General features: G+C 59.8%; 16 protein-coding genes. 12 read left to right on the top strand and 4 right to left on the bottom strand.

Translation table 11 applies throughout. The features are described from left to right. Positions 1-280: 280 nt before the first annotated feature. Entirely contained in the window at positions 281-622 is a 342-nt protein-coding gene (locus tag HFP54_RS11580; RefSeq protein ID WP_168565259.1) for a Gfo/Idh/MocA family oxidoreductase, read from the bottom strand. A gap of 403 nt (positions 623-1,025) precedes the next feature. Between HFP54_RS11580 and lpdA the strand changes: the two genes are divergently transcribed. The 4 genes from lpdA (at position 1,026) to HFP54_RS11560 (ending at position 5,812) form a co-directional block, all read left to right on the top strand. Beyond that, on the top strand, positions 1,026-2,426 hold the full coding sequence (gene lpdA, locus HFP54_RS11575) for a dihydrolipoyl dehydrogenase (protein ID WP_168565258.1): 1,401 nt from the start codon (positions 1,026-1,028) through the stop codon (positions 2,424-2,426). 778 nt (positions 2,427-3,204) lie between these two features. Continuing rightward, complete coding sequence (locus HFP54_RS11570) at positions 3,205-3,573, top strand: hypothetical protein (protein WP_168565257.1); 369 nt, start codon at positions 3,205-3,207, stop codon at positions 3,571-3,573. A gap of 459 nt (positions 3,574-4,032) precedes the next feature. Next, positions 4,033-4,812 (top strand): TIM barrel protein, encoded by a 780-nt coding sequence (locus tag HFP54_RS11565; RefSeq protein ID WP_168565256.1) that lies wholly within the window; start codon positions 4,033-4,035, stop codon positions 4,810-4,812. 190 nt (positions 4,813-5,002) lie between these two features. Continuing rightward, positions 5,003-5,812 carry a class I SAM-dependent methyltransferase gene (locus HFP54_RS11560; RefSeq protein WP_168565255.1) on the top strand — a complete coding sequence of 270 codons (810 nt, stop codon included), beginning with the start codon at positions 5,003-5,005 and terminating at the stop codon, positions 5,810-5,812. A 150-nt stretch (positions 5,813-5,962) separates the two neighbouring features. Here HFP54_RS11560 and HFP54_RS11555 read toward each other — a convergent pair whose 3' ends face one another. Beyond that, positions 5,963-6,919 carry an SMP-30/gluconolactonase/LRE family protein gene (locus tag HFP54_RS11555; RefSeq protein ID WP_168565254.1) on the bottom strand — a complete coding sequence of 319 codons (957 nt, stop codon included), beginning with the start codon at positions 6,917-6,919 and terminating at the stop codon, positions 5,963-5,965. A gap of 288 nt (positions 6,920-7,207) precedes the next feature. Between HFP54_RS11555 and HFP54_RS11550 the strand changes: the two genes are divergently transcribed. Continuing rightward, positions 7,208-8,737, top strand: a complete 1,530-nt coding sequence (locus tag HFP54_RS11550; protein WP_168565253.1) for a sulfatase — start codon at positions 7,208-7,210, stop codon at positions 8,735-8,737. Positions 8,738-8,809: 72 nt separating this feature from the next. Next, a complete protein-coding gene (locus tag HFP54_RS11545) occupies positions 8,810-9,544 on the top strand; it encodes an SDR family oxidoreductase (protein WP_168565611.1) in 735 nt (244 codons plus the stop codon). Between the two features lie 165 nt (positions 9,545-9,709). Here the strand turns inward: HFP54_RS11545 and HFP54_RS11540 are convergent, their stop codons facing one another. After that, entirely contained in the window at positions 9,710-10,654 is a 945-nt protein-coding gene (locus HFP54_RS11540) for a nucleoside hydrolase (protein ID WP_168565252.1), read from the bottom strand. 85 nt (positions 10,655-10,739) lie between these two features. Beyond that, a complete protein-coding gene (locus HFP54_RS11535) occupies positions 10,740-11,687 on the bottom strand; it encodes an NHL repeat-containing protein (RefSeq protein WP_168565251.1) in 948 nt (315 codons plus the stop codon). A gap of 387 nt (positions 11,688-12,074) precedes the next feature. Between HFP54_RS11535 and HFP54_RS11530 the strand changes: the two genes are divergently transcribed. The 6 genes from HFP54_RS11530 to HFP54_RS11505 all read left to right on the top strand — a co-directional run bounded on the left by HFP54_RS11530 (position 12,075) and on the right by HFP54_RS11505 (position 23,092). After that, positions 12,075-13,529, top strand: a complete 1,455-nt coding sequence (locus HFP54_RS11530; protein WP_206036165.1) for a DUF6666 family protein — start codon at positions 12,075-12,077, stop codon at positions 13,527-13,529. A gap of 354 nt (positions 13,530-13,883) precedes the next feature. Further along, positions 13,884-14,645, top strand: coding sequence for a toxin-antitoxin system HicB family antitoxin (locus HFP54_RS11525; protein WP_168565249.1), 762 nt, complete (start codon positions 13,884-13,886; stop codon positions 14,643-14,645). A gap of 440 nt (positions 14,646-15,085) precedes the next feature. Continuing rightward, positions 15,086-17,836 carry a secretin N-terminal domain-containing protein gene (locus HFP54_RS11520; protein WP_168565248.1) on the top strand — a complete coding sequence of 917 codons (2,751 nt, stop codon included), beginning with the start codon at positions 15,086-15,088 and terminating at the stop codon, positions 17,834-17,836. Beyond that, complete coding sequence (locus tag HFP54_RS11515; RefSeq protein ID WP_235951675.1) at positions 17,836-19,782, top strand: proprotein convertase P-domain-containing protein; 1,947 nt, start codon at positions 17,836-17,838, stop codon at positions 19,780-19,782. The genes HFP54_RS11520 and HFP54_RS11515 overlap by 1 nt, the downstream gene beginning before the upstream one ends. A gap of 261 nt (positions 19,783-20,043) precedes the next feature. Next, positions 20,044-21,591: a sulfatase-like hydrolase/transferase gene (locus HFP54_RS11510; protein ID WP_168565247.1), complete on the top strand. Its 1,548-nt coding sequence runs from the start codon at positions 20,044-20,046 to the stop codon at positions 21,589-21,591. A 91-nt stretch (positions 21,592-21,682) separates the two neighbouring features. Next, entirely contained in the window at positions 21,683-23,092 is a 1,410-nt protein-coding gene (locus tag HFP54_RS11505) for a sulfatase-like hydrolase/transferase (protein ID WP_235951672.1), read from the top strand. The last annotated feature ends 132 nt before the right edge of the window (positions 23,093-23,224 follow it).

The raw sequence follows: 23,224 nt of genomic DNA, 5'->3' as shown, positions 1-23,224 counted from the left end.
GTAGCGCCCGCCCCTCACACCAACCATCCATAAAAAAAGGCCGGCAAACCCCATCGGATTCGCAGGCCGCCGATACTTCAAAATCAAATTCACGCTCAATCCGTGATCTCGTATCTCTTCGGCTGCGGACGTTCGATGATCGAATTCGCCAGAGCGTCATCACCCATCGTCGCCTTTCGCTCCGCGAAAGTAGCGTCCGCCCCTCACACCAACCATCCACAAAAAATATGGCCGGCAAACCCCATCGGATTCGCAGGCCGCCGAAACTTCAAAATCAAATTCACGTCCAAACCGTGATCTCGTATCTCTTCGGCTGCGGACTTTCGTTGATCGCATGAAAACATTCAACATCGATTTGCGTGATGTTCTTCATGTGATAGCCGCCTTCGCCGACGCCACCCAACGTTGCCGCATCCGAATCGACGTACAAATCATCAAACGCATGTTCGGGCAACGGATCGTTTTCCAAAGCTTCTTCGATCTGTTGACCTTCGCGGATGGTCAGCGTCACAGGCTTTTCGCAAACCCCGTCCTTGCCGGCGTTGAGCGAATCGATCACCTGCTTGGTGTGCCGGTGGTCAACCGAACCGACCACGTCGACATCCGCAATCCCGGCACACACGGGCCGAACTTCAACGCTTCGCGGCCGTGATAGGTGTGCTGCCGGATCCCCGTCGCGATGAACCCCACAACCGGCTGTTCATTTGGGGTGTTGGTCCCGTTTCGTCGGCAGGGCCGGGGCTGGTACGCGGGCCGGTCCCCGGTAAGTCGGCCGCTCCGGCGGCAGCCTGCAGAAAGCTTCGTCGATTGGCTGGAAGAGTCACGGGTCAGCTTCTGGGCCCCAGGAGACAAGTAAGATGAACTTCGGGCACCTTGAAAGATCTCGCAAAACGCACGGACCTCAAAGATTCCGACCGTTGTTCCCCCTCGTCATTGCGGCCCAAAGCCTGCATACTTCATTGGCTGCCCTGCGGACGTGACGGGCTGCCCAATTCACTCGGAAACCAGCGAAATACTAAGCAGACATGAACAAAGCGCGACACGAATTGGTCGTCGTCGGCGGCGGGCCGGCAGGATACGTGGCAGCCATCCGAGCGGCTCAGCTTGGCATCGACGTCGCGTGTATCGACGAAAATGATCGCTTCGGCGGAACCTGCGTCCGCGTCGGCTGTATCCCCAGCAAAGCCCTGCTGGAATCGTCGCACTTGTACGAACAGTCACGGCACGACCTGGAACAGCACGGCGTGAAGGTCGGCGACGTGACGCTGGACCTGGACGCGATGATGGCCCGCAAGCGGAAGATCGTCGACACGCTGACCGGCGGCATCAACATGCTGTTCAAACACCAAGGGGTCACGCCGTACCAGGGTCGCGGACGACTGCGCGACGTCAATTCGGTCCAGGTGACGCCCACCGGCGATGGCGAACCGACGTTGATCGAAGCCGACCAGATCCTGCTGTGCCCCGGCAGTGTCCCGGCAAAGCTGCGCAGTGTCGAAGAGGACGGCGACCGCATCGGAAACAGCACCACCGCGCTGTCGTTCCCCAGCGTCCCCGAACGTCTGGTCGTCATCGGCGGCGGCTACATCGGCCTGGAACTGGGCAGCGTCTGGAACCGTCTGGGCAGTGAAGTCATCGTGCTCGAAGCAATGGACCGCATCCTGGCGGGCCTGGACAGTGAACTCGCACAGCTGGCCCATCGCGCGTTCAAAAAGCAAGGCTTGGATTTCCGCACCAAGACCTTCGTCGAATCGGCCAAAGTCGACGGGGATCGGTGCGTCGTGACGATCAAAGACGGCGATTCGATCGAGTGTGATCGCGTGCTGTTGGCCACCGGACGCGCCCCGGCGACCGACGACTTGGGGCTGGAATCGGCCGGCCTGGAAACCGACAACCGCGGCTTCCTTAGCGTCGATGAAAACTACGAAACATCCGTCGAAGGCATTTACGCGACAGGCGATTGCATCGGAGGAGCGATGCTGGCACACAAGGCGATGGAAGAAGCGGTCGTGTGCGTCGAACGAATGGCGGGCATCAAAAGCCACATGAACTATGACGTGATCCCCGCGATCGTTTACACCCACCCCGAAATCGCGACAGTCGGTAAAACGGAAGACCAGCTAAAAGACGAGGGTGTCGAGTACAACAAGGGTGTTTGCCCTTATGGGGCCAACGGTCGCGCGCGGACGTTGGGCGAAGCCGAGGGCCGCGTGAAAATCCTGGCCGACGCCGCGACCGATCGCGTGCTGGGAGCCCACATCATCGGCGCCCGCGCCGGTGACATGATCGCCGAGGTCGCCGCGGCGATGGAGTTCGGTGCCAGCAGCGAAGACATCGCACGGACCTGCCACGCCCACCCGACGATGTCCGAAATCGTCCACGAAGCCGCTCTGGCCGTCGACGACCGCCCGATCCACACGATCTGACCCAAAGCCAGCGCGCGGCCATTAAGGGGACGGAGGTCTTTTTTTGCAGCGTGGACTCACTTACGCGTGCCATCGTCGGCGATAGCACGTGCTTGCCCGACGTTTGACGATGGGGAGACGCTACTTTCGCGGAGCGAAAGGCGACTTTGGTTTTCTCGGGCGGCCATTAGGGGACGGAGGTCTTTTTTGCAACGCGGACTCACTTACACGCGCCATCGTCGGCGATAGCACGTGCTTGCCCGACGTTTGACGATGGGGGGACGCTACTTTCGCGGAGCAAAAGGCGACTTTGGCGGCTCTTAAGGGGACGGGCGGCTCTTAAGGGGACGGAGGTCTTTTTCGAAACCCGGACTCACTTACGCGCGCCATCGTCGGCGATAGCACGTGCTCGCCCGACGTTTGACGATGGGCGACGCTACTTTCGCGGAGCGAAAGGCGACTTTGGTTTTCTCGGGTGCAATGGGTGGTTTGGTTACGGTGCGAGGTCATTTGAAAGAATGACGCGAGGTCGCCAACGTCATGCCGGTCGAAAAAACGAAACGGCACTGCATGTCGCGTCGTTTGGCTGCGGTTTAAACCGTCTTTGACGTCCGCTGGATGCGGAACGTTGCTGCCCCCCATCCCTTCGGCAAGAGCAGGTAGAGTACAAGCGTCATCTCCCTGACGCCAAGTCGCGACAATCAATTCGGGCGAAGCCGCAACGTAAGAACACCTTCCCCGACGGTCGTAAGGAATGGCGTGTGTTCCAGCCGAGCAATATTTGTGACGGGGTCTCTTGATGAACTTCGACAGACAAGACGGAAAGCCGGATGAAGGGCCGACGCTGGAGATCTTCTCGTCTCCAAGCGGTGGGTGCTTTATCGGAATCAAAGACGAGATGGGTGTGTGGCCGTTTCGAAGCGAAATGTTTGACACCGCAGTGGAAGCGGAACAAAGGCTGGCCGAATTGAACGCCCCATTGCCGTATGAATCCCTTTGCCCGGATTGCCAAGCGGGATATACCGAACAAGCATTTTTGAAACTCGGAGTCATTTCTGGTTTGTGGGCATGTCCCTGTTCGCCAAATTCGTTGTTGTTTCCACCTTCACAAAGCTTGGAAGAGTCGATCAAAGCAATCCATGATTTCATGACAAGCCGTGACGGGTAGCAGCTTTCAAAACATGAGTGTCGCCCGGATACCTTTCCAGGATGTGTAAAGAAACACGCTTCGCGATCGGCCGATGATAGGCATTGGGCCGCGACGAAACCCTGCGTCAGAGAGAGGACGCTTCTTCCGCGGAGCGAAAGGCGACTTTGGGTGATCGCCAGCGGGAGTCCGGTGGGAACCGAACTTGGCCAAAGGTAAGCTATCTGGGTGCAGGCCCCGCGACGGAACCGGCCGTCGTGCATGGGGAGAACGGCGATCGATGATTTTTACCGAACACGATAGACGCTAGACATGACGATAAAACGACGACATCTCCTTGCATCAACAGCCGTCGCATCTGTTGGCGTGGCACTCTGTGGGGCAACCGGGCCCGACCACTCGACTGCGTCAAGCAGGTCGATGGACATGACACTGGAAGATCGGCGGAGATGGCTCGCCTCGTTCTCCTGCAACATCGAGATGTGGTTTAAAGACCTCGACTTTCTCGACCGCATCACGGCGGCGAAAGAAGTCGGCTTTGACGCGATTGAAATTTGGAATCCCCAGAAAAAGAAGCTTGGCGGCGGCTTGGTATCGGCAAAGAAAATTGCCGAGCGTGCGCGTGGCGAGGGGATGAAGGTCACCAGCATCTCACCCGGTGCGCCATCGCTTGCCGATGCCAACAATCTAAATGCCTTCATTGACTGGATCGATCTCGCGGTTGAACTGGCGGACTTGTTCGATGTTCCCAATTTCAATCTGACTGGACACAAAATTGTCGAGGGCCAGAGTGTTCAGGAAATGTTGGGCACCTACACGAGGGCAGTTGAAGCGGCCTTGGGAAAGTTGGAATCGGCTGGCAAAATCGCAACGATTGAGCCTTACAATCCGTTCGATCATCCCGGCCATTTCATCTACGGCGTGGAGCCGGCGCTGTCCATTTGCAGGGCCGTCGATTCTCCGAATTTGAAAATCAACTGGGACTTTTTTCACATGCAACGCACCGATGGCAACCTGATCACCCATTTGGAAGATGGGATCCATCAGGTTGGGTATGTGCAATTGGCAGATTCCCCGGATCGCTTTCAACCGGGCACGGGTGAGGTTGCTTATGGGCGTATCTTGAATCGGTTGCGAAACTTGGGATACAAGGGCTACATCGGCGCCGAGTGTTTTCCTCAAGATCAAAATGCGATGGTCGCCGCATCGGACATCGCAGCCTTGGCCGAATCCGTCAACTTGCAACCGCCGATGAAGTAGTGCAAAAGGCCCGGATGGACCAAGTTCCATCGAAGCAGTGCCTGAGTGAACGGCTACCCTTGGGATGGAACGGGCGACCATCCTGCGAAATCGATGGCACGAACTGATCAATGCCCACGCGCGGCGACCGGCCCCTTTTTTATGCCTGGGCTGTTTCCGAAAATTTGATTGAACTCGGACTCTGCAACCGATGAACCGGCCCCCTGATCCAGCGGACGATATTCTTGCCTACAACCGCCTGGCATGGGACCATCAGGTTCGAAAGAAAAACCGTTGGACGACTGCGGTCTCACCCGAGGAGATCCAACGTGCGCGTAATGATGACTGGCAGATTGTTCTGACACCGGAAAAACCGGTTCCTCGCGAATGGTTCCCTGATTTCCGTGCGCGTCCTTTCGAGGTTCTGTGTCTGGCCGGTAGCGGCGGCCAACAGGCCCCGATCCTCGCGGCGGCTGGGGCAAAGGTGACGGTGCTTGACAATTCGCCCGGGCAATTGGCACAAGACCAACTCGTGGCCGATCGCGAAGGCTTGTCGCTGCGGCTGATCCAAGGCGACATGGCCGACCTTTCCGTTTTTGACGACCAGTCCTTTGACCTCATCGTTCACCCGTGTTCCAACACCTTTGTTTCCGACGTGCTGCCGGTTTGGAAGGAAGCGGCGCGAGTCATGAAAGTTGGCGCCGATTTGCTTTCCGGAATCGTCAATCCAATCGTTTATCTATTCGATGATGAGTTGATGGAAAAGGGCGAATTCAAAGTCCGTCACAAGATTCCCTATTCCGATTTGACAAGCCTGTCTGCACAGCAAAAGAAGGCTTTGATTGACCAACGAGAACCCTTTTGCTTTGGACACACCCTGGCCGACCAGCTTGGCGGTCAGGCCGACGCCGGCTTAGCCATCACGGGGTTGTTCGAAGACGGCTGGTCAGATTGGCCCATTTCCGATTTCATCCCAACGTTCATCGCGACAAAATCCACAAAGATTGGGCCGGTTAAATGATCCGGAGTCCGATGAAAGGCGAAGCGGCAAAATGGCGAAGCCGCTGATTCGCAATGGCAGGAGCCTGGAAGGGGGCAGAGGTGGCGGATCGGATGGTGTTGCACGCAGGGTCGGACGCTACTCTCGCATAGCGAAAGGTGACTTTGGGGGTTAGCCTTCGAAGCGTGGCGGCAGTCGGTAATCGGAGGCTTTGAAGGGAGTCGGTGCGACGAACAACAGGCCGGAATTGGGACAGGCGGCGAAGTCTTCCGGGCTCATGTTTTCCACCGCGGTTGTGATGACCAGCATCACGTCGCCTTCCATGGGCACCAGGGCTGGACAAGTATTTTGGGGCGATTGCGGCGTTCGCCAGACTCCACGCAGCGCACCGGATTCCAAGTCGTACCAGCGTGTCTCGCCGTACTCCGCCGCCTTGGGCAAGTACATCGAAACAATGATGCCGCTTGCATCGGGCGTCAGCACCGCACCATCGGGTACCGCGGGGTCATCATTCAAATCCACCAAGACTTCTGGGTCGCCCAAGATCGCGGTGTCGATATCGATCGGATAGCCGACGATCTGGCGCGTGGGCGAATCGATATCAATCAGACGCAACGATCCGTCTTGACCGGCATACACCGCTTTGCCGTTGCTGCAGACTTGGTCGTCACGCAGACGCACCAATTGGCCGTCACGACCACGGTACAAGTACAAACCGGCTTTGCGATTGGCAAATTCCAAATCCTTGGTGCCAAAGATCAGGTTGTCGTCGACCACCAAGCCGTCATTGATGATCGTGTTGTCGACGTCCGAATCGATGCCGTCGACCAGAACGTCCCATTGCCCGGTGGCCGGATCAAAGAAGCCCAGGCTTCGTTCGCAACCGACCACAAAATCGGATCGATCGGCACGTGGAAACGCGAATCCGGGACGGCCGGGCAAATCAAAGGACTGGTTTTCGCGACGAACCAGATCGCACAAATTCAATGACCCGATTGTCGCATCATCGCCGTGCTGGATCGCCACCCAAGACAATTGACCGGACGCCAGCGCGTAGGGTCCTTCGGGCAAAAATCGCCGCGTGTCGTCTTGCCCGATGTCCAGCGGTGAAGCGGTCCAGGAATCCATGTCTCGTGCCCATGCTTGAAGAGTCGTGCCCAGTGACGGACCGCACGACACTGGCCTGCCCCCGGCGCTCCCCGCGTCGATGCGTGATCCGTCTGGGCACAAGTCTGGCAGACCGCGTGGTGCGACGAAAGCCCGCCGGGCAAAGTGGGGATCGCAAGTGTATCTTATGCGGCATCGCGCACCGTCACGGCAACCGCGCGTCACCCCCGAACGTCCGCGCCCGCCCGTCCTGGGCCCGCTAATTCGGCCCCTTCCTTTTTGCCCCCGCCCCATTCACGAGTTCCCGCCATGCCCAGCGAACAACATCCCATCTTGTCCGGGTTCGCCAATGCAACCCACCGGACACCCCGCCTGTTGACGTTGTTGTTGATCTGCGTCGCCATCCATTGGCCCCAACATGCGGAGGCCGATGAGAAGCCGTCGGATTCGTCCCAGCGTTTGAACGTCTTGATGATTGCCGTGGACGACCTGCGTCCCGAACTGGCCTGTTACGGGGCGACGCATATTCACAGCCCCAACATTGACCGGCTGGCCAAATCGGGCATCCAGTTCAATCACGCTTATTGCCAAGTCGCCGTGTGTGGGGCATCGCGTGCCAGCTTGCTTAGCGGTTGCCGCCCGGAAACGACCGACTGTTGGGACTTCAAAACACCGCTTCGGTCTAAGATGCCGGATGTGCTGACGTTGCCACAACACTTCAAGAACAACGGTTACGAAACCTGTTTTTTGGGCAAGGTCTATCACAGCCGCAACGATGACGCGTCGTCGTGGACGATGAAGGCGGACCGCTGGGCACCGGCCGATCCGAAGAAGGGCAAAGGCTATGTTGCCACGCCGATGAACAAGCGGGTTCAACACCCGACAATCAAAAACCTGAAGCACGGCCCGGCAACCGAGAACGGCGGCGATGTTCCCGACGACGCTTACACCGATGGGCACAACGCCCAGCGTGCGGTGAAGCTGATCGAAAGGTTTGCCGACCATGACAAACCGTTTTTCTTGGCCGTGGGCTTTGTCAAGCCGCACCTGCCCTTCAACGCGCCCGGCAAGTACTGGGACCTGTACGACCGAGACCAGATTCAGATTCCGCCGCGGGTCGATATCGTCGACAGCGTTCCGTACGGACGCAGCACGTGGGGCGAACTGAAAAACTATCCCGACATCCCGCGAAACGTCGACACGCTGGATGATGAAACGACCAAACGGTTGATCCACGGCTACTACGCCGCGGTCAGCTACACCGATGCCCAGGTCGGCAAACTAATGGATGCACTGGAGCAAACCGGCCAGCGTGACAACACGGTCATCGTGCTGTGGGGCGACCACGGTTGGTACGTCGGTGACTATGGCGATTGGTGCAAGCACACGAATTACGAAGTCGCCACGCGTGTTCCGATGATCTTTTCGGCGCCCCAGCTTTCGGCCGATCACCAGACCAACGCGTTGGCGGAATTTGTGGACATCTACCCGACGCTATGCCAGCTGACCGGGATGTCGGTCCCCGATCACTGCCAGGGCGAATCATTGATGCCGGTCCTGAGCGATCCCAACCGCGACGGAAAAGCGGCCGCGTTCAGCCAATACCGCCGCAATAAGCCGGGCGTCGGACCGGTGCTGGGTACCAGCATTCGAACACCGCGTTTTCGTTACACCGAATGGCGTCGCGTCAAAGGTGGCCAGCTGGAAGACATCGAGTTGATTGATTTCCAAACCGATCCCGAAGCCACACGCAACGTGGCCGCCCAGCCACAGTACCAGTCGTTCTTGCCCACCTTGCAGAAACTGTGTGCACAATCCAAAACGGGCGTCCCCCTGTGACGGCCGGGTGCTTTCCGGTCCGCGCCGGCACCACGGCCAAATCCCACCAATGATCCCCACGTTGTGAACACCATGGATGCACTGAAAGACAGAATCGTCGCCGTCACCGGCGGTGGCACCGGTATCGGCGAAGGCATCGCGACCGCGCTGGCGGCCGCCGGTTGCCGTGTCACTATCGGCGGGCGACGGCTGGAAAAACTGCAGTCGGCGGCACAGTCGATGACCGGCCCGCATCCGGTGCGATGCCATACGATTGACGTGGCCGACGCGGCCAGCATCGAAGCGTTCTTTGACGACGTGACGCAAAACGTTGGCGACGTCGACATCCTGGTCAACAGCGCGGGGATCAACATTCAAAACCGCACCATGGCGGAAATGGCGCCGGAGGATTGGGAACGTGTGCTGCAGATCAACGCGACCGGTGCTTATCGATGCATGCACCGCGTGTTGCCCGCGATGCGAAAGCGACGCGACGGCTTGATCGTGAACATCAGCAGCGTGGCCGGCAAACGTGCGATCAGCCTGGGCGGCGTGGTTTACTGCGCCAGCAAGTTCGCGATGACCGCACTGGGCACCGCGGTGTCCAACGAAGTCCGCGAGGAAGGCGTGCGGATCACCAACGTGTATCCGGGCGAAGTGAACACGCCGATCTTGGAGAACCGTCCGGTCAAGGTCAGCGACGAACACAAGGCGTCGATTTTGCAGCCCGAGGACATCGCTTCGGTCGTGCTATCGATCTGCGCCTTGCCGCCTCGCGCCAACGTGCCGGAAATCGTGATCAAGCCGACACGACAAGAATGGGTCTGAGCGACCACGGATCGCATGGCCGCCTTTCGCTCGGCGACCGTTGCGTTTGATAGCGTTGCTTTCGCGGAGCGAAAGACGACGATACTCGGCGACCGTTGCGCTTGATGGCGTTGCTTGCGCGGAGCAAAAGGCGACGATGGTCGGCGATGAATTAACGATTGGCCGTTAGGTTTGCTGGCCGGCGAACCGCAGACCACGGACCAGCGATTGTTCGGCGTCGGCTTCGTTGATTTCCGTCGCCACTTCCATGTTGCTCGTCCACTGTGGACGCATCCGCAAGTCGGCGACGGTCATCCCGCGGGTCAGTTCACCCTTGGTTTCCACGTCGACCGCCATGGGTTCCCACTGGAACAGTTCGGGTTCCAGCACCGACAACAACGCGGTGGGCGCGTACAGCGGAATCATTTCGCGGCCCAGATGATGGTGAGCGGCGCGAAAGGCGAACTGCAAAATCCGATGCAACAAATGGCCGACACGTGTGTCGCGGCTCGGCAAACGTTCCAGCAATTCGACGCCGAAGCTGAATTCCTCGGTCACGTCCAGCGGCACCATGCTCTTGGTCGTTGCCGAAGCAAGGATGTCCTTGGCCGCGGCCGGGTCAAAGAACATGTTGAACTCCGCGGCCACCGACGCATTGCCCGATGCTTGGACCGCGCCACCGCTGATGATGACCTTGTCGATCAACGGCAACACCGCCGGATCGCGACGGGCCAATCGGGCCAGATTCGTCAGCGGGCCCAAGCACAACAACGTGACCTCGTTTTTATGACGTCGGAACACGTCCGCCATGACTCGGTCGCCGTCGGGCAGGTGCTGGCGGTTGGAACCACGCAGGTTCAATCCGCCCAATCCGTCGGCACCATGCAACGCCGGGTTGCCATCGACCGGTGCTTCGCTGGACGGTGCCAGGGCTTTGCCGACACGCGGATAACGAGGCGGATCCAGGGTTTCGATCAACGCCGTGACGTTATTGGTCGCTTGATCCGAATCGACGGTTCCCGCCGTCGCCGTGATCGCCATGATGTCCAACCGCGGATCGAACAACGCCATGCAAAGCGCGACGGCGTCGTCGATGCCCGGATCACAATCGATAAGAATCTTTCTTGCCATGCCGAAGTTTAACCCGAGCGCCGGATTCTGACGAGTCAGCGAGAAACTGCTTGTCGTCGACGTTCCTGCCGATCAGTGGTCCCGTCTATTGCCGCGTCGCGACGACTTTCGGCGACGATTCGTCTCGTGAAAACGCCACCAAGCGTCCCCGTTGTGGGTCGGCCACCCAAACGGCGTTGTCACCGGCGGCGATCCCGACCGGTCCGGCCAGGTCCTGCCCTTCGGCCCATGCGGTGACCGCACCGTCACCGTCGACAGAGAAAACGCCACCCGCGTAAACGTCGGTCACCAACAACCGGTCGTCGGCAACGGCCAAGCCCGCGGGGAATTGGAACGTCCGCTGGTCCAGCACCGTCGTTACCGCCGGGTTGTCGACGATGCGGTCGGGGCGATCGACCGTCGGAATGCTGACGTCGATCAGCTGAACCGACCGCTTGGCCGGACAAACAGCCGCCAACGTGGATTCGTCGCGAAACGCCAGGCCTCGTGCATTGACCCGGGCGAACCATTCGGGGGCACCACCGTCGACCGGCATCCGCCAAATCGCCTGCGTTTCGGCATCCGCGACGAACAGCCATTGGCCGCCCGAATCGACCGCCAACGACATCGGAATGCCGATCTTGCCACCCGACAAGGGCTTCGGTTCGGCGCCGGCGGCGGGAATGTGATAGACCTCGCGGGTCGCCGAGTCGCCCACCAGGACGCCGCCGCTCGGGTGCAACGCGATGCAACGAGGCCGATTCAGCGGCTGGCGGAAACGCGGCGAACCCTCGGCGAACAGAGTGCGGTCGCCGGATTTAGACATCCAGATCCCCGGCAACTCCAGGTCGACGATGTACAGCGTGTCGTCGGTCGCGGCGTCGCCCGATTCGACGGCCACGGCGATCGGATACTTCATTGCCGAGGTGCCAGCGGTCCGGCCGCCGGCATCCTGGGCACCGGTTTGCTGGGCGTTGGAGTCCTTATCTCCGGCTGCCTGAGCGATGGCGGTCTCGGCCGACAGCATCCCCAGCAGGCAAACCGCCAGAACCAACCAGTCTTCCCAGGCCGACCAAGCTTTCCATTGACGCGAGCCCCTGCGGCACCGCCAAAGCGCCAGCCTTTCACAGTTTTCGCAAACCTCCGCGAAAGAGGGGCAACGATGGAAAAGAGTAACGATTAGACCAACTTTTCTCATTAAAACGATTCTGCGGAGCCGATGAGGGGAACCAGGCAGTCGTCTTGGTAGGCCGGCGGTCCCGAACATTGCGGCGATCCCCCCGACGCGAAACGCTTTTCCGTTTCGCCGGGCCCGATCGCCGCCGGATTCCGCCTGCCGGTGCTTGATGACAAACACATCCCCTCCCCGACAGCCAAAAAGCCACAAAGCAACGTCATGATAACGCTTGGTCGATCATTACAGGATTCCCGCCGCTGGCGGATGACCGCGATCGTCACGTGCCTGATCGCGGTGGGCATTCTGCGTTGCCCGGCGGGCTCCGCCCAAGTGTCCAACCAAACGCCCAACAATCACCTGCGGTCCGGCTATCAAGCCCAGCCGCCCGGACGCATCCAGTTCAACGCCAAACCGGCCGGATCGCCTCGGACATCGGTGGCCCCCAAACGTCCGACCAGCAGCCGCAATTCCATGATCCGGATGGCGGCCGAAGGCCAGGTGCTGGCCGAGGTGCCCGCCGAATCACTTCGCGGAAATCTGGTCAAACGAAACGGCGGCAACGTTCAACAAGTTGGTTTCCTGGAAGACCACGGTCGATGCGGACCGGTTTGCGATTGCGGCCACTGTGGCGCCGAACCGGGATGTGGGATGGAAGCGGTGATCGTCGAGCCGGCCTGTGGGATGGAACCCGTTTGCGGGATCGAAGCGGCCTGTGGCTGTGAACCGGTGTGTGGCATGGAACCGGCTTGTGGAATCGAACCCGGATGCGGAATGGAATACGGATACGGTTCGCTCGGCTGCAGCGGCACGGTCGGCTGTGACTGTGGCGGCTGCGACGGCGGCGGCTGTGATTCCGTGGGGGGGCCGGCTGCGGTCCCGGTCTTCTTGCCGATCCTGAGAATCAACTGGTCACGCTTTCAATTCTTCGCCGGTTCGATGGCCTACAGCGGCCCGCTGAACTACGTCGACGCCGGCCCGGGGGGCAACCGAGTCCTGGACGGATCGGGCAGCTTCGGGTTCCACCAAGGGGTCAACGAAGGCCGTTCGCTTCGCCGCTGGCTGGGCGTCGATCTGGCCGCCCAATTGGGGCTGCGTGCGACCCAATCGAACCTGCGTGGCAGCGAGTTTTCCGACTCCAGCCGCAACCAGATCTTCCTGACCGGCGGACTGTTTCGCCGGGTGGATTACGGCCTGCAATACGGGGCCGTGCTGGATTACCTGAATGACGACTGGTATTTCCAAGGCGACCTGCTGCAAATCCGCGGCGAAGTCAGCTGGCGGACCGGTCGCTGTCACGACTTCGGCGTCCGTTACACGGCGGCTTTGAACAGCAACATTTCCGACACCACGGTGCTCAACGACGACGGTCAATTCGTCACCGACTATGTCCAGTTCGAAGCGATCGACCAGTACCGTCTGTTCTATCGCCGGATCCTGTCCGGCGGCGGTGACGCGATGGGCTTTTTGGGCGGCACCGACGAAGGCAATTTCCTGATGGGATCGCACCTGAATCTGCCGCTGCGTGAGAAGCTGATGCTGGCAACCAGCACCACCTATGTGGTGGGTGAGGGTGCGAGCAACCAGCACCGCAACGAACACTGGAATGTGTCGATCGCACTGGTCTATCGACCGGGCGGACCGAACGGTTGCGGACGCTACTGTCGCCCACTGTTCGACGTTGCCGACAACGGCAGCTTCCTGGTGGAAAAGTGGTACTAGCGGCCTGGCACGGCGGCGACGCGAATCGCCACCGGACGCGACCGCCGCAAGAAAACTTTTCGTGAAATTTCCGCTTGCCCGACAAGGCGGACACCTGGGCAGCGAGCCAAATCGGACTGCCCAATTCTTCAGCAAACGCCGTTCACCACACCTTTGGGTGGCTGCACAGCCAGTGCGCAACCTGGTGGCGGCATCGCTAAGTCGTTATGACAGCAAATGTTCGGCGATAGCATTTGAATGGGTCGGAGGATGGCGGCAAATCAATCGCACGCCCTCCCAGGATACCAGCGAGCACCGCCGGGGCCCGCTCGGGGACGTGCTCGTCAAGGAATCCGACCGGAAATTTCGTTCGCCATGCCCTCATCATCGCCTTCGCATAACTCCGCCCCCGCCCGCCGCAACTTGAACGGCAAGAACGCCGTGGACGCCGAAGGCCGGCCGTTGCGATACGCCAGCGATCCGGATCCGGACAAGCCCCAGCCTGAATCGGTACGCCTGAACTTGGGTCCGATCGACACCGATCTGCCGGTGGAAGAACGCCCCGGCGAAGCCCTTCGCTTGGCGGCCGAGGCTTTCAGCCAAACGGGGGACTGGGTGGTTCTGTTTCGCGAGCTGCTGGGGACCGAAGGCGTCTGCCGAAAACTGTTCCCACACCCGGACCAGATGCGGTACTTCGAGACCACCGATCCGTACATCGAAATTCAGGAGATGATCGCGGCGTTGCGGAGCCAGGAAGTGGGCAAGGGAGGGGCCAGCGAACCGGAGCGGATGATCACGATCCGTATCCCAAAATCACTTCACGAAGCGCTGCGAATGGAAGCCGACGAACAGAACCTGAGCATCAATAAGCTGTGCATCACCAAGCTGCTTCAACGGCTGGACGCTCGGCACGTTCCGCTTCAACGAGGACGCCGTCGCGGCCGACGCCCCGGCCCCCAAGCTCGACCCCAAAATCGCCAGAAAGACGATACCCCACGGCGGCCCAAAGAGCCGCAATTGACCCGCCACTCCACAGCCAAAGAGGCCGCAACGGAGACGCCGGAAAGTTTACCTTCCGTAAACTTTCGCCCCCCCGCCTCTGGTGACTGGTCCCAGCGTGGCGGCATCGATCAGTAGCCCCCGGCACGGCGGCATCCACCACAAACGACCGGGCGCCGCACGCCATTACCAAGACGCTACTTAAACCCGGGCACGACTTAGCCCCGGACGCGACATAGCGACCAGGCAGCCCGCCCGTCGGACCGTCGCCGTGACCAACCTCGGCCACGGTTTCGCTGAACCGCATCGCCGAATTACTTTGCCGAACCACTTTCCCGAACCGCGGCCCACAGGAATGGGCCGGCGTGAGTGGGCCGGCCGTGGCGTCCCTGTCCGGCCCATCGGCAACCGGTGCGATCCAACCCGGCAACGTTGCCGCATGCCGGGATTCATCGGAACGAAACGCGATTTTCGCCGGTCCGAGATCTGGACATTGCGGGTATACTGATGAAACGTCGACCGCCCGATGTCGACGGCCCCGCCTGATCAGATCCCACCTCAAAAATCGCCTGCTTCCGATGCACCACGCCATCCAGACGCAAACGCGTCCGCCGCGATGTCATGCGCCGTTTTTGTCCGCAGCGACTCGTGTTTCTCTCGCCATCGCCGGCCTGCTGTTGCCGCTGACTTTGGCCGTCCCCGTCGCGGTGGCCCAGGAACCAGCCGCCTCGCAGGAAGACGTCGAAGAATCGGACGTTGACCAAGAGAGTGCGGCGGAGTCTGAAAAATCTTGGCTGGATCGATTTGACGTTGGCGGCTCCGACGTTACGGTCACGCCGGCCGAAAACCGCCAGCCCAGCCTGCCATCGACCGACGCCGACGGCAATCCGATCGTCCGGTTCAGTTTCGATCGCGTGCCTTGGCGAGACGTCATTCGGTGGATCGCCGACGAAGCCGACTTGGCACTCCAGTTCGATGAGCTTCCCGCCGGCAGCTTCACTTACACCGATCCCAACGCGTTCACGCACCGCCAGGCGATCGATCGCATCAACCTGTTCCTGCTGCCGCAGGGGTTCACGCTGGTGCAAAGCGGCCGGCTGCTGTCGGCGATCAACCTGGCCAACCCCCGCAGCGTTCAGCAACTGGAAGCCTTGGCCCCACGTGTCTCCGCCGACGAATTGGCCGACCGGCCGTCGCACGAGGTCGTTCGCTGCTTCCTGGCCCTGGGCGACCTGGAACCGGACGAAGCCCTTCAGGAACTGGGCCCGCTGAACTTGATGATCGATCCGGCCGTGTTCGCCAAGACCAAACAACTGATGGTCACCGACACGGTTGCCAAGGTCACCAGTGCGAAATCGATCATCGATTCATTCACACCAGATTCGCTGGACAACGGCACGGTGATGAAGACGTTCGCGCTGCAGAACGTCGACGCCGAAGACATCCTGGTCGTCGCTCGGCCACACCTGGGCTTGGCGACCGGCGAAACGATCGGGATTGATGTCAGCCTGTCGTCCGACCCGACCGGGAAATTCATCTTTGCCACCGGCGTGGAGGACAAGGTGAAGGTGATCGAGAATTTGGTCGAATCGCTGGACCAGCCCGCAGCCACGTTCGGCGGTTCCGACAGCAACGTGGAACTGCGCAGCCATCCGGTCGCCGGCGACGCCGAAATGGTTTACGACGTGCTGCAAACGATGCTGGCCGGCGAAACGTTGCGGATGTCGGTCGACGAGAAATCCGACAGCATCATCGCGTTGGCCTCACCGCGGCTGCACGACCAAATCGCCGCGACCGTCGGGGAACTGCAGGGCAGCGAAGCCGGTTTCGAAGTGGTGCCGCTGCAATCGGTCGACCCGATCTTCGCAATCAGCCTGATCGAAGAAATGCTGGCCTTGGATGACTTTGACGACGACGATCGCGACGCCGAAACACCACCCAAAATCGACGCCGATCCCGGACACATGCGACTGTTCGTTCGCGGCACGCCTCGCCAAATCGAACAGATCAAACAAATCGTTGCCGGTTTGGATTCCGGCAGCCCCGACACCGGCGACGACGTGACGATTCTGCCGCTTAGCGGTCGCGCGGCTCTGGAATCTTTGGAAACGGCGGCCAAGTTCTGGCGTGAAGATAACCCCGTCGTTCTGTTCCCGTCCGGTCGGGGCGTGAAAACATCACCAACGGAAAAGGCCATCGGCGACAAAGTCAAACCGGACGCCGCCGACCAGAAATCCGGCGTCGACGCGAACCTGACCGAAGAAGAACGCACGCTGATCAGCCTGACCGACGGCGTCGATGAAGGCGGTCCACGCTTGTTGACTGACAACCAGCGCAGCCAAGCGGCGATGATCCGATGCCAGTTGATCTCTCGCGGGCTTCTGATCCAGTCCGACGACAGCGACGCGTTGGCGGAATTCAAACGACACCTGCAAAACATCGCCGGCCCCGCCGAATTGGCTCCGTCGCCGCCAATCATTTTCTATCTGTCGTACGCCAAGGCCAACGACGCGCTGCGGATGCTGGCCGAATTGCTTGACGGCGGCGAAGCGGCACGCGAAGGCCAAGCCGGCACGCTGGTCAACGGTTATGTGTCCGGCGGTGGAACTTACCTGGGCAGCATCGTGACATCACGCGAAGGCACGATGACGATGATGGCCGGCAGCATCACCGTGGTCGCCGATCCGCGACTGAACCGGCTGATCGCCCAAGGCACCGCGGGCGACCTGACGCTGATCGAGTCCTATTTGAAAATCATCGACAAGGACAACAGCCTGACCGACGACAAGACTTACGGCGTCACGCGGGTGATCGAAGTCATCCATGCCGACGTCAACGAGGTCGCCGCGGCCATCCGCGAAGCGTTTGCCGATCGCATCGCCGATTCCAAAGCATCCGTGGCGGCGGCCGGCGGTGGAGGCGATCCGCGACGCGAACAAGACTCGCGGCAACGCGACAACGACGATCGTGGTGATTCGAAGAGGCCCTCCGGCAAGAAACCCAGCGCGTCGGCTCCTGAAATCGCCGAGCCGAAAATGACCGTCGCGGTCCACGAACCCAGCCAGTCGCTGATCATCACGGCACCGGACCAGTTGTTCGACCAAGTCCAGACCCTGGTGGATCGACTGGACGCCAGCAGCGAACAGACGGTCGAAGTGATGACGCCCAGCAACGCGGCACTGCAAGCGATACTGCAACCCGGGTTCTTCGGCGGCACCGTGACCGGCGGCACGTCCAACAACAGCAGCTATCGCCGCAGCTCATCTTCGTCTTCGTCGTCCCGATACCGTGGCAGCTACTCTCCCGGATACAACCGAGGGGGCCGCTAATGACGATGCGAACAATCCATCAGCTGCGAACCACGCCTTCCACCACCACGTTCTCCGGTGCATCGTCCTGTCACGACGGGAATGCCATCCGGGCCGCATGCGTATCGGCTTTCGCCGTCTTGGCATTTTCGTTCGCCATGGCACCCAATGCGGCCAACGGACAAGCCGGATTCCGCGAAGCACTGGAAAAGCTGGACCGAGACGACAACGGCAAAATCGATCCGGACGAAATCACCGCACTGGCGCGGCCGTATCTGGAAAAGGTGTACGCCCAGCGGCGGCTTCCGATGAACAAGCCCCAGGACATCGAACGCATCCAAGAAGCATCGCGGATCTATCACGCCATTCAAAACGGTGTCGCCGGCGAACGCGTCCGACTGGACAGTGCCCCGCGGATTCGCGACTTTGAACCCGACGATGAACAGGAAATCATTCCCGGGTTCGGGCTGGCCAAGATCAAGTACCCGTACACCCAAGACGACCTGGACGAAGCGGACCAGACGCTGCGGCGATACGACCGCAACAATGACGGCTACATCGATCGAGGCGAGGCAAGGCGTGCGCGATGGACGCACCGTGATCCGTTTGAAATGGACCTGAACTTGGATGACCGCCTCAGCCGTTTGGAACTCAGCCAGCGGTACGCGCGACGACGTTTGTTGAAAGATGATTCAGGCGAACTGATCCAACGCGCACGACGCGTCGGCTCGGGCGTCGAACCGGTCTCCCGCAACCGTGATGACGATGACGATCGCGGACAATGGTGGCGTCGTGGCGGCAGCCGGTACTGGTTGACCGCCAGCATGCTGGGCCGTTTCGACAAGAACCGCAACGGACGGTTGGAAGCCCAAGAATCCACGGATTTGAATTTGCCGATTTCGCAAATCGATACCGACCGGGACGGCGACCTTTCACGCGACGAACTGAATTTCTATCTGACGTCGCTGCAGGATGAAATCGGCGATGATGCCGAAGGCTTGCCGGGCTGGTTCTATGAACTGGACACCGACCGCGACGGCCAAGTTTCGATGCCGGAGTTCGCCGAGGATTGGACGCCGGACAAACTGACCGAATTCACACTGTTGGACGCCAATGCCGATGGCTTGTTGACGGCGATGGAAGTGTCGACGTCCAAGGCGATGATGGGCGGCGAATTTTCCAACGAGACCGCGGAAGTGCTGCCGCCCAAACGCACCGTGATCTCAGAAATCGAAATCGACGAAGACCTGATCATCGGTGACTTGAATGTCCAACTGTCGATCACTCACACCTTCGTCGGACACTTGGACGCATTCCTAACCGGTCCCGAGGGCCAGCGCGTTGAACTGTTCACCGAGATCGGCGGCAGCGGCGACCACTTCGAAGAAACGGTCTTCGACGACCAATCGGATCGTCCGATCAACAAGGCGCGGCCACCTTTCGAAGGCCGACACCTGACCGAAGCCAAAGCACGACGCCAACCTGGGTTGGAACAATTCAACGGAACGTCCGCCCGCGGTGTTTGGCAATTGGTGATTCGCGGGACACGCAGCGACCGATTCGGCATGCTGCACCGCTGGGCGTTGATGATTCGCCCCCAAGAACAGATGGTCGGCGGCCTGGCCGATGCAACGCTTGTCGATGGCGAAGACGAACAGGATGAATCGGAAACGTCCACGTTTTCTTTCGGCGGTAACCAAAGCGACGCAGACGATGCAAAGGGCAAACCCACCGGTTCGATCGTCCGCGAAGGCTGGCCCGGTGGCGATGTAAAACAAGCCAAATCGGTCCCCTCCGCGTGGGACCGTGACACCGTGGATCGCTATCGCCAGTGGGCCGAAAAGCAAAAGGCGTCCGGCCAACCCATCACCGCGGAATCGAAACGCCAATGGCTGGAATCCGCCAAGTCCGACGCGAACTCGCGTAGCGGATATAAAGGGAACTCCGACGGCGATGACGATCGCTGATCCGAAATCGGCTTCGGCCTGATCACCGGTTCAGCGCCGTGATCGTTTATCGTGGTTGCGGATTCGTTCCCGGTTCTGTTGTCCGATTGCCGTTGTCTGGCGCTCTGTTGCCGCCTTCGGATCCCTGGCGTCCGTCATGCTTCGTCGGGCGCGATGACCGACAGCAGTCGAGGGTCAGCCGTGCCATCGCAGGTGTGACTTGATCCAAAACGCCGCGTTCCTTCCGATTCATCCCGCCTTCCAAACCCCTGAGACGCCGCCATGCGTTTTCTGTTCGCTGCGATTTGTATCGCCGTCCCGCTGCTTGTTGATTCGGCCCACGTCAACGCCGACGACCGGCCCAACGTGGTCGTGTTTCTGGTCGATGACATGGGAATGATGGACACATCGGTTCCCTTCATTACCGATGGCCAGGGCACCCCGGTTCGCCAGCCGTTGAACGAATACTATCGCACGCCGTCGATGCAACGTTTGGCCGAACAAGGCATCCGGTTGAACAACTTTTATGCAATGAGCGTCTGTTCGCCGACACGCATCAGCATCATGACCGGGCAAAACGCGGCACGCCATCGCGCGACCAACTGGATCAATCCGCAAACTGATAATCGTGGCACCTACGGGGCTCCGGAATGGAACTGGGCCGGTTTGACCGGCGACGATGTGACCCTGCCGGGCGTGATGCGTGCGGCCGGCTATCGCACGATCCATGTCGGCAAAGCTCACTTTGGTCCCGAAAACCATGTCGGTGCCGAACCGCTGAACCTGGGCTTCGACGTCAACTTAGCCGGCGCCGCCTTTGGTGCACCGGGCAGTTACTACGGTGAAAAGAACTATGCCCGTGGTCCCGATGGCCGACACCATGCCGTCCCGCACTTGGACCAGTATCACGGCACCGACACGTTTCTTAGCGAAGCGTTGACGATCGAAGCCAAAAAGATCATCAGCGACACGGTCGAATCGGGCGAACCGTTCTTTTTGTACTTCGCCCATTACGCGGTGCACGCCCCCTTCGAATCCGATCCGCGTTTCGCAGACCACTACACCGATTCGGGTAAGCCCAAAAACGCTCAAGCCTTTGCCACTCTGATCGAAGGCATGGATAAATCACTGGGCGACATGATGGACCACTTCGCCGAACTTGGCATTGGCGAAAACACGCTGATCCTGTTCCTGGGTGACAACGGCAGCGACGCGCCGCTGGGGCATCAACACGAGGTCGCCTGTGCCGCGCCGCTGCGTGGAAAGAAAGGGGCCCACTACGAAGGCGGCATGCGAGTCCCCTTCATCGCGTCGTGGTGCACGCCCGACGCCGACAACCCGCTACAGCAATCACTGCCGATTCCCCCCGACACGATCTCATCACAGATCGCCAACGTCACTGATCTATTTCCCACCGTATTGCAGGCCGCGGGGATCGATCCGCCCGCCGAACACACGGTCGACGGGCAACCGCTGCAGACCATCCTGACCGGCAAACAAGACCCGAATCACTCGCAACAGTTCCTGATGCACTATCCGCACGGCGTGCATCGCAGCAATTACTTCACCGTGCTTCGTGACGGCGACTGGAAAGCAATCTATCACGCCCTGCCCGGTGAACCATCCAAGGGCAAACTTTCGCAATCCAACGGCCAGCATTACCAACTGTTCAACCTGGCGTCGGATCCGTACGAACAAAACGATTTGTCCAAAGCAAAGCCTGATGTTCTGCGCCGCATGATCGCGCAAATGCAACAACAACTCGAAAGCCACAACGCGGTCTATCCGATCGACGATGACGGCAATCCTCTTCCACCTCAGTTGCCCTAACCACTCCGGGCCACACGCATCTTGATCAACATCTAATCACGGCTCGCTTGCCCCGCTGCCCTGTAAACGCATCCACCACAATCGAAATCGAATGAACGCAAACAATCACACTGCGATCGGCCGCTGTTTTGTCATCGCAACGATGCTGGCTGCGGGGTTGGCGTTTGCCCACCCGGACACCGCCGACGCCGCTAAGCCCAACGTCGTCATGCTGTTGGCCGATGATCTTGGATACCGCGACGTCGGATGCTACGACGGTCCGGTCCAGACACCCAACATCGATTCGCTGGCCGCGGGCGGCGCCAGGTTTACCGATTTCTATTCCGGTTGCGCCGTTTGTTCGCCTTCACGAGCGACACTGATGACGGGGCGTCACCACATCCGCGCCGGTGTTTACAGTTGGATCCAAGACGAACAGCAAAAGTCTCATCTGTTGCTTCGTGAAATCACCCTGGCCGAAGTCCTCAAGTCGGCCGGCTATGCCACGGCCCACATCGGAAAATGGCACCTCGGATTGCCCAGTGAAAATCATGACAAACCCACGCCCGACCAGCACGGGTTCGACCATTGGTTTGCCACTTGGAACAACGCCAGTCCCAGCCACCACAATCCGGACAACTTCATTCGCAACGGTAAACCGGTCGGAAAGCTGGACGGCTATTCCTGCCAGCTGGTGGCGGACGAAGCAATCGGCTGGATGAAGCAGCACGTCGAAACAAACATCGACCAACCTTTTTTTGTGAACGTTTGGTTCCACGAACCCCACGCCCCGATCGCGGCACCCAAGGATCGCACCACCAAGTACGGCAAGCCGGACGACAAGGGTGCGATCTATTCCGGTACGATCGACAACACCGACGATGCCATCGGCCGATTGCTGCGCACCATCGATCAACTGGGGATTCGGGAAGACACGTTGATCATCTATGCATCGGATAACGGCAGCTATCGCACCGATCGGGTCGGCAATCTGCGCGGACGTAAAGGCGTCAACTGGGAAGGGGGAATCCGCGTGCCGGGCATCTTTCATTGGCCCGGTCGAATCGCCCCGCAACAAGTCATGACCGATCCAGCCGGACTCGTCGATGTCCTGCCGACCGTTTGCGGGTTATTGGAATTGGAAAAGCCATCGGTGCATTTGGACGGCAGTGACTTGTCACCACTGTTGGTCAACCGTGCGGATGCATTTGTCCGTCACCAGCCGTTGTTTTGGCACCTGCAAAGATCCAGCCCAATCGTCGCAATGCGTGACGGCAATTTTTCGCTGGTCGCATCGCGGGACTATGAAATGCCCACTCATAACCTGTTCCAAGAAGCTTGGATCCCGCGGATCAAGGAAGGCGGCTATCGCGATTTCGAATTGTTTGATCTGTCCAACGATCCAGGACAAACCACCAACGTGGCAAAGCAATATCCTGAGGTCTTCAATCGCATGAAGCAGCGATTATTGGAGATCAACGCGAGCATCATGAAAGACGCCACCGATTGGCATCTTCGCTAGCGGTACAATTGAATCGCTCCGCGTCTGTCAAGCATTTCTCAATCGCCCGCGAATGCTTATGTCCGGGCTCCGTCGCGCCGCCGAAATCAGGTCAGCACCAAGCGTCCTTCCGTTGGCTGGGGATCCAAAAAG

Origin of the sequence: Crateriforma spongiae, from assembly GCF_012290005.1 — a bacterium.
GTDB lineage: Bacteria > Planctomycetota > Planctomycetia > Pirellulales > Pirellulaceae > Crateriforma > Crateriforma spongiae.
This window is presented reverse-complemented; position numbering and strand designations above follow the sequence as displayed.

Bases quoted from the DNA above. Each gene is read 5' to 3' on its own strand.
- HFP54_RS11550 (WP_168565253.1), top strand. From the start codon at position 7,208: ATGCCCAGCGAACAACATCCCATCTTGTCCGGGTTCGCCAATGCAACC.
- lpdA (WP_168565258.1), top strand. From the start codon at position 1,026: ATGAACAAAGCGCGACACGAATTGGTCGTCGTCGGCGGCGGGCCGGCA.
- HFP54_RS11545 (WP_168565611.1), top strand. From the start codon at position 8,810: ATGGATGCACTGAAAGACAGAATCGTCGCCGTCACCGGCGGTGGCACC.
- HFP54_RS11560 (WP_168565255.1), top strand. From the start codon at position 5,003: ATGAACCGGCCCCCTGATCCAGCGGACGATATTCTTGCCTACAACCGC.
- HFP54_RS11565 (WP_168565256.1), top strand. From the start codon at position 4,033: ATGTGGTTTAAAGACCTCGACTTTCTCGACCGCATCACGGCGGCGAAA.
- HFP54_RS11505 (WP_235951672.1), top strand. From the start codon at position 21,683: ATGAACGCAAACAATCACACTGCGATCGGCCGCTGTTTTGTCATCGCA.
- HFP54_RS11570 (WP_168565257.1), top strand. From the start codon at position 3,205: ATGAACTTCGACAGACAAGACGGAAAGCCGGATGAAGGGCCGACGCTG.
- HFP54_RS11510 (WP_168565247.1), top strand. From the start codon at position 20,044: ATGCGTTTTCTGTTCGCTGCGATTTGTATCGCCGTCCCGCTGCTTGTT.
- HFP54_RS11555 (WP_168565254.1), bottom strand. From the start codon at position 6,919: ATGGATTCCTGGACCGCTTCACCGCTGGACATCGGGCAAGACGACACG.
- HFP54_RS11515 (WP_235951675.1), top strand. From the start codon at position 17,836: ATGACGATGCGAACAATCCATCAGCTGCGAACCACGCCTTCCACCACC.
- HFP54_RS11520 (WP_168565248.1), top strand. From the start codon at position 15,086: ATGCACCACGCCATCCAGACGCAAACGCGTCCGCCGCGATGTCATGCG.
- HFP54_RS11540 (WP_168565252.1), bottom strand. From the start codon at position 10,654: ATGGCAAGAAAGATTCTTATCGATTGTGATCCGGGCATCGACGACGCC.
- HFP54_RS11530 (WP_206036165.1), top strand. From the start codon at position 12,075: ATGACCGCGATCGTCACGTGCCTGATCGCGGTGGGCATTCTGCGTTGC.
- HFP54_RS11525 (WP_168565249.1), top strand. From the start codon at position 13,884: ATGCCCTCATCATCGCCTTCGCATAACTCCGCCCCCGCCCGCCGCAAC.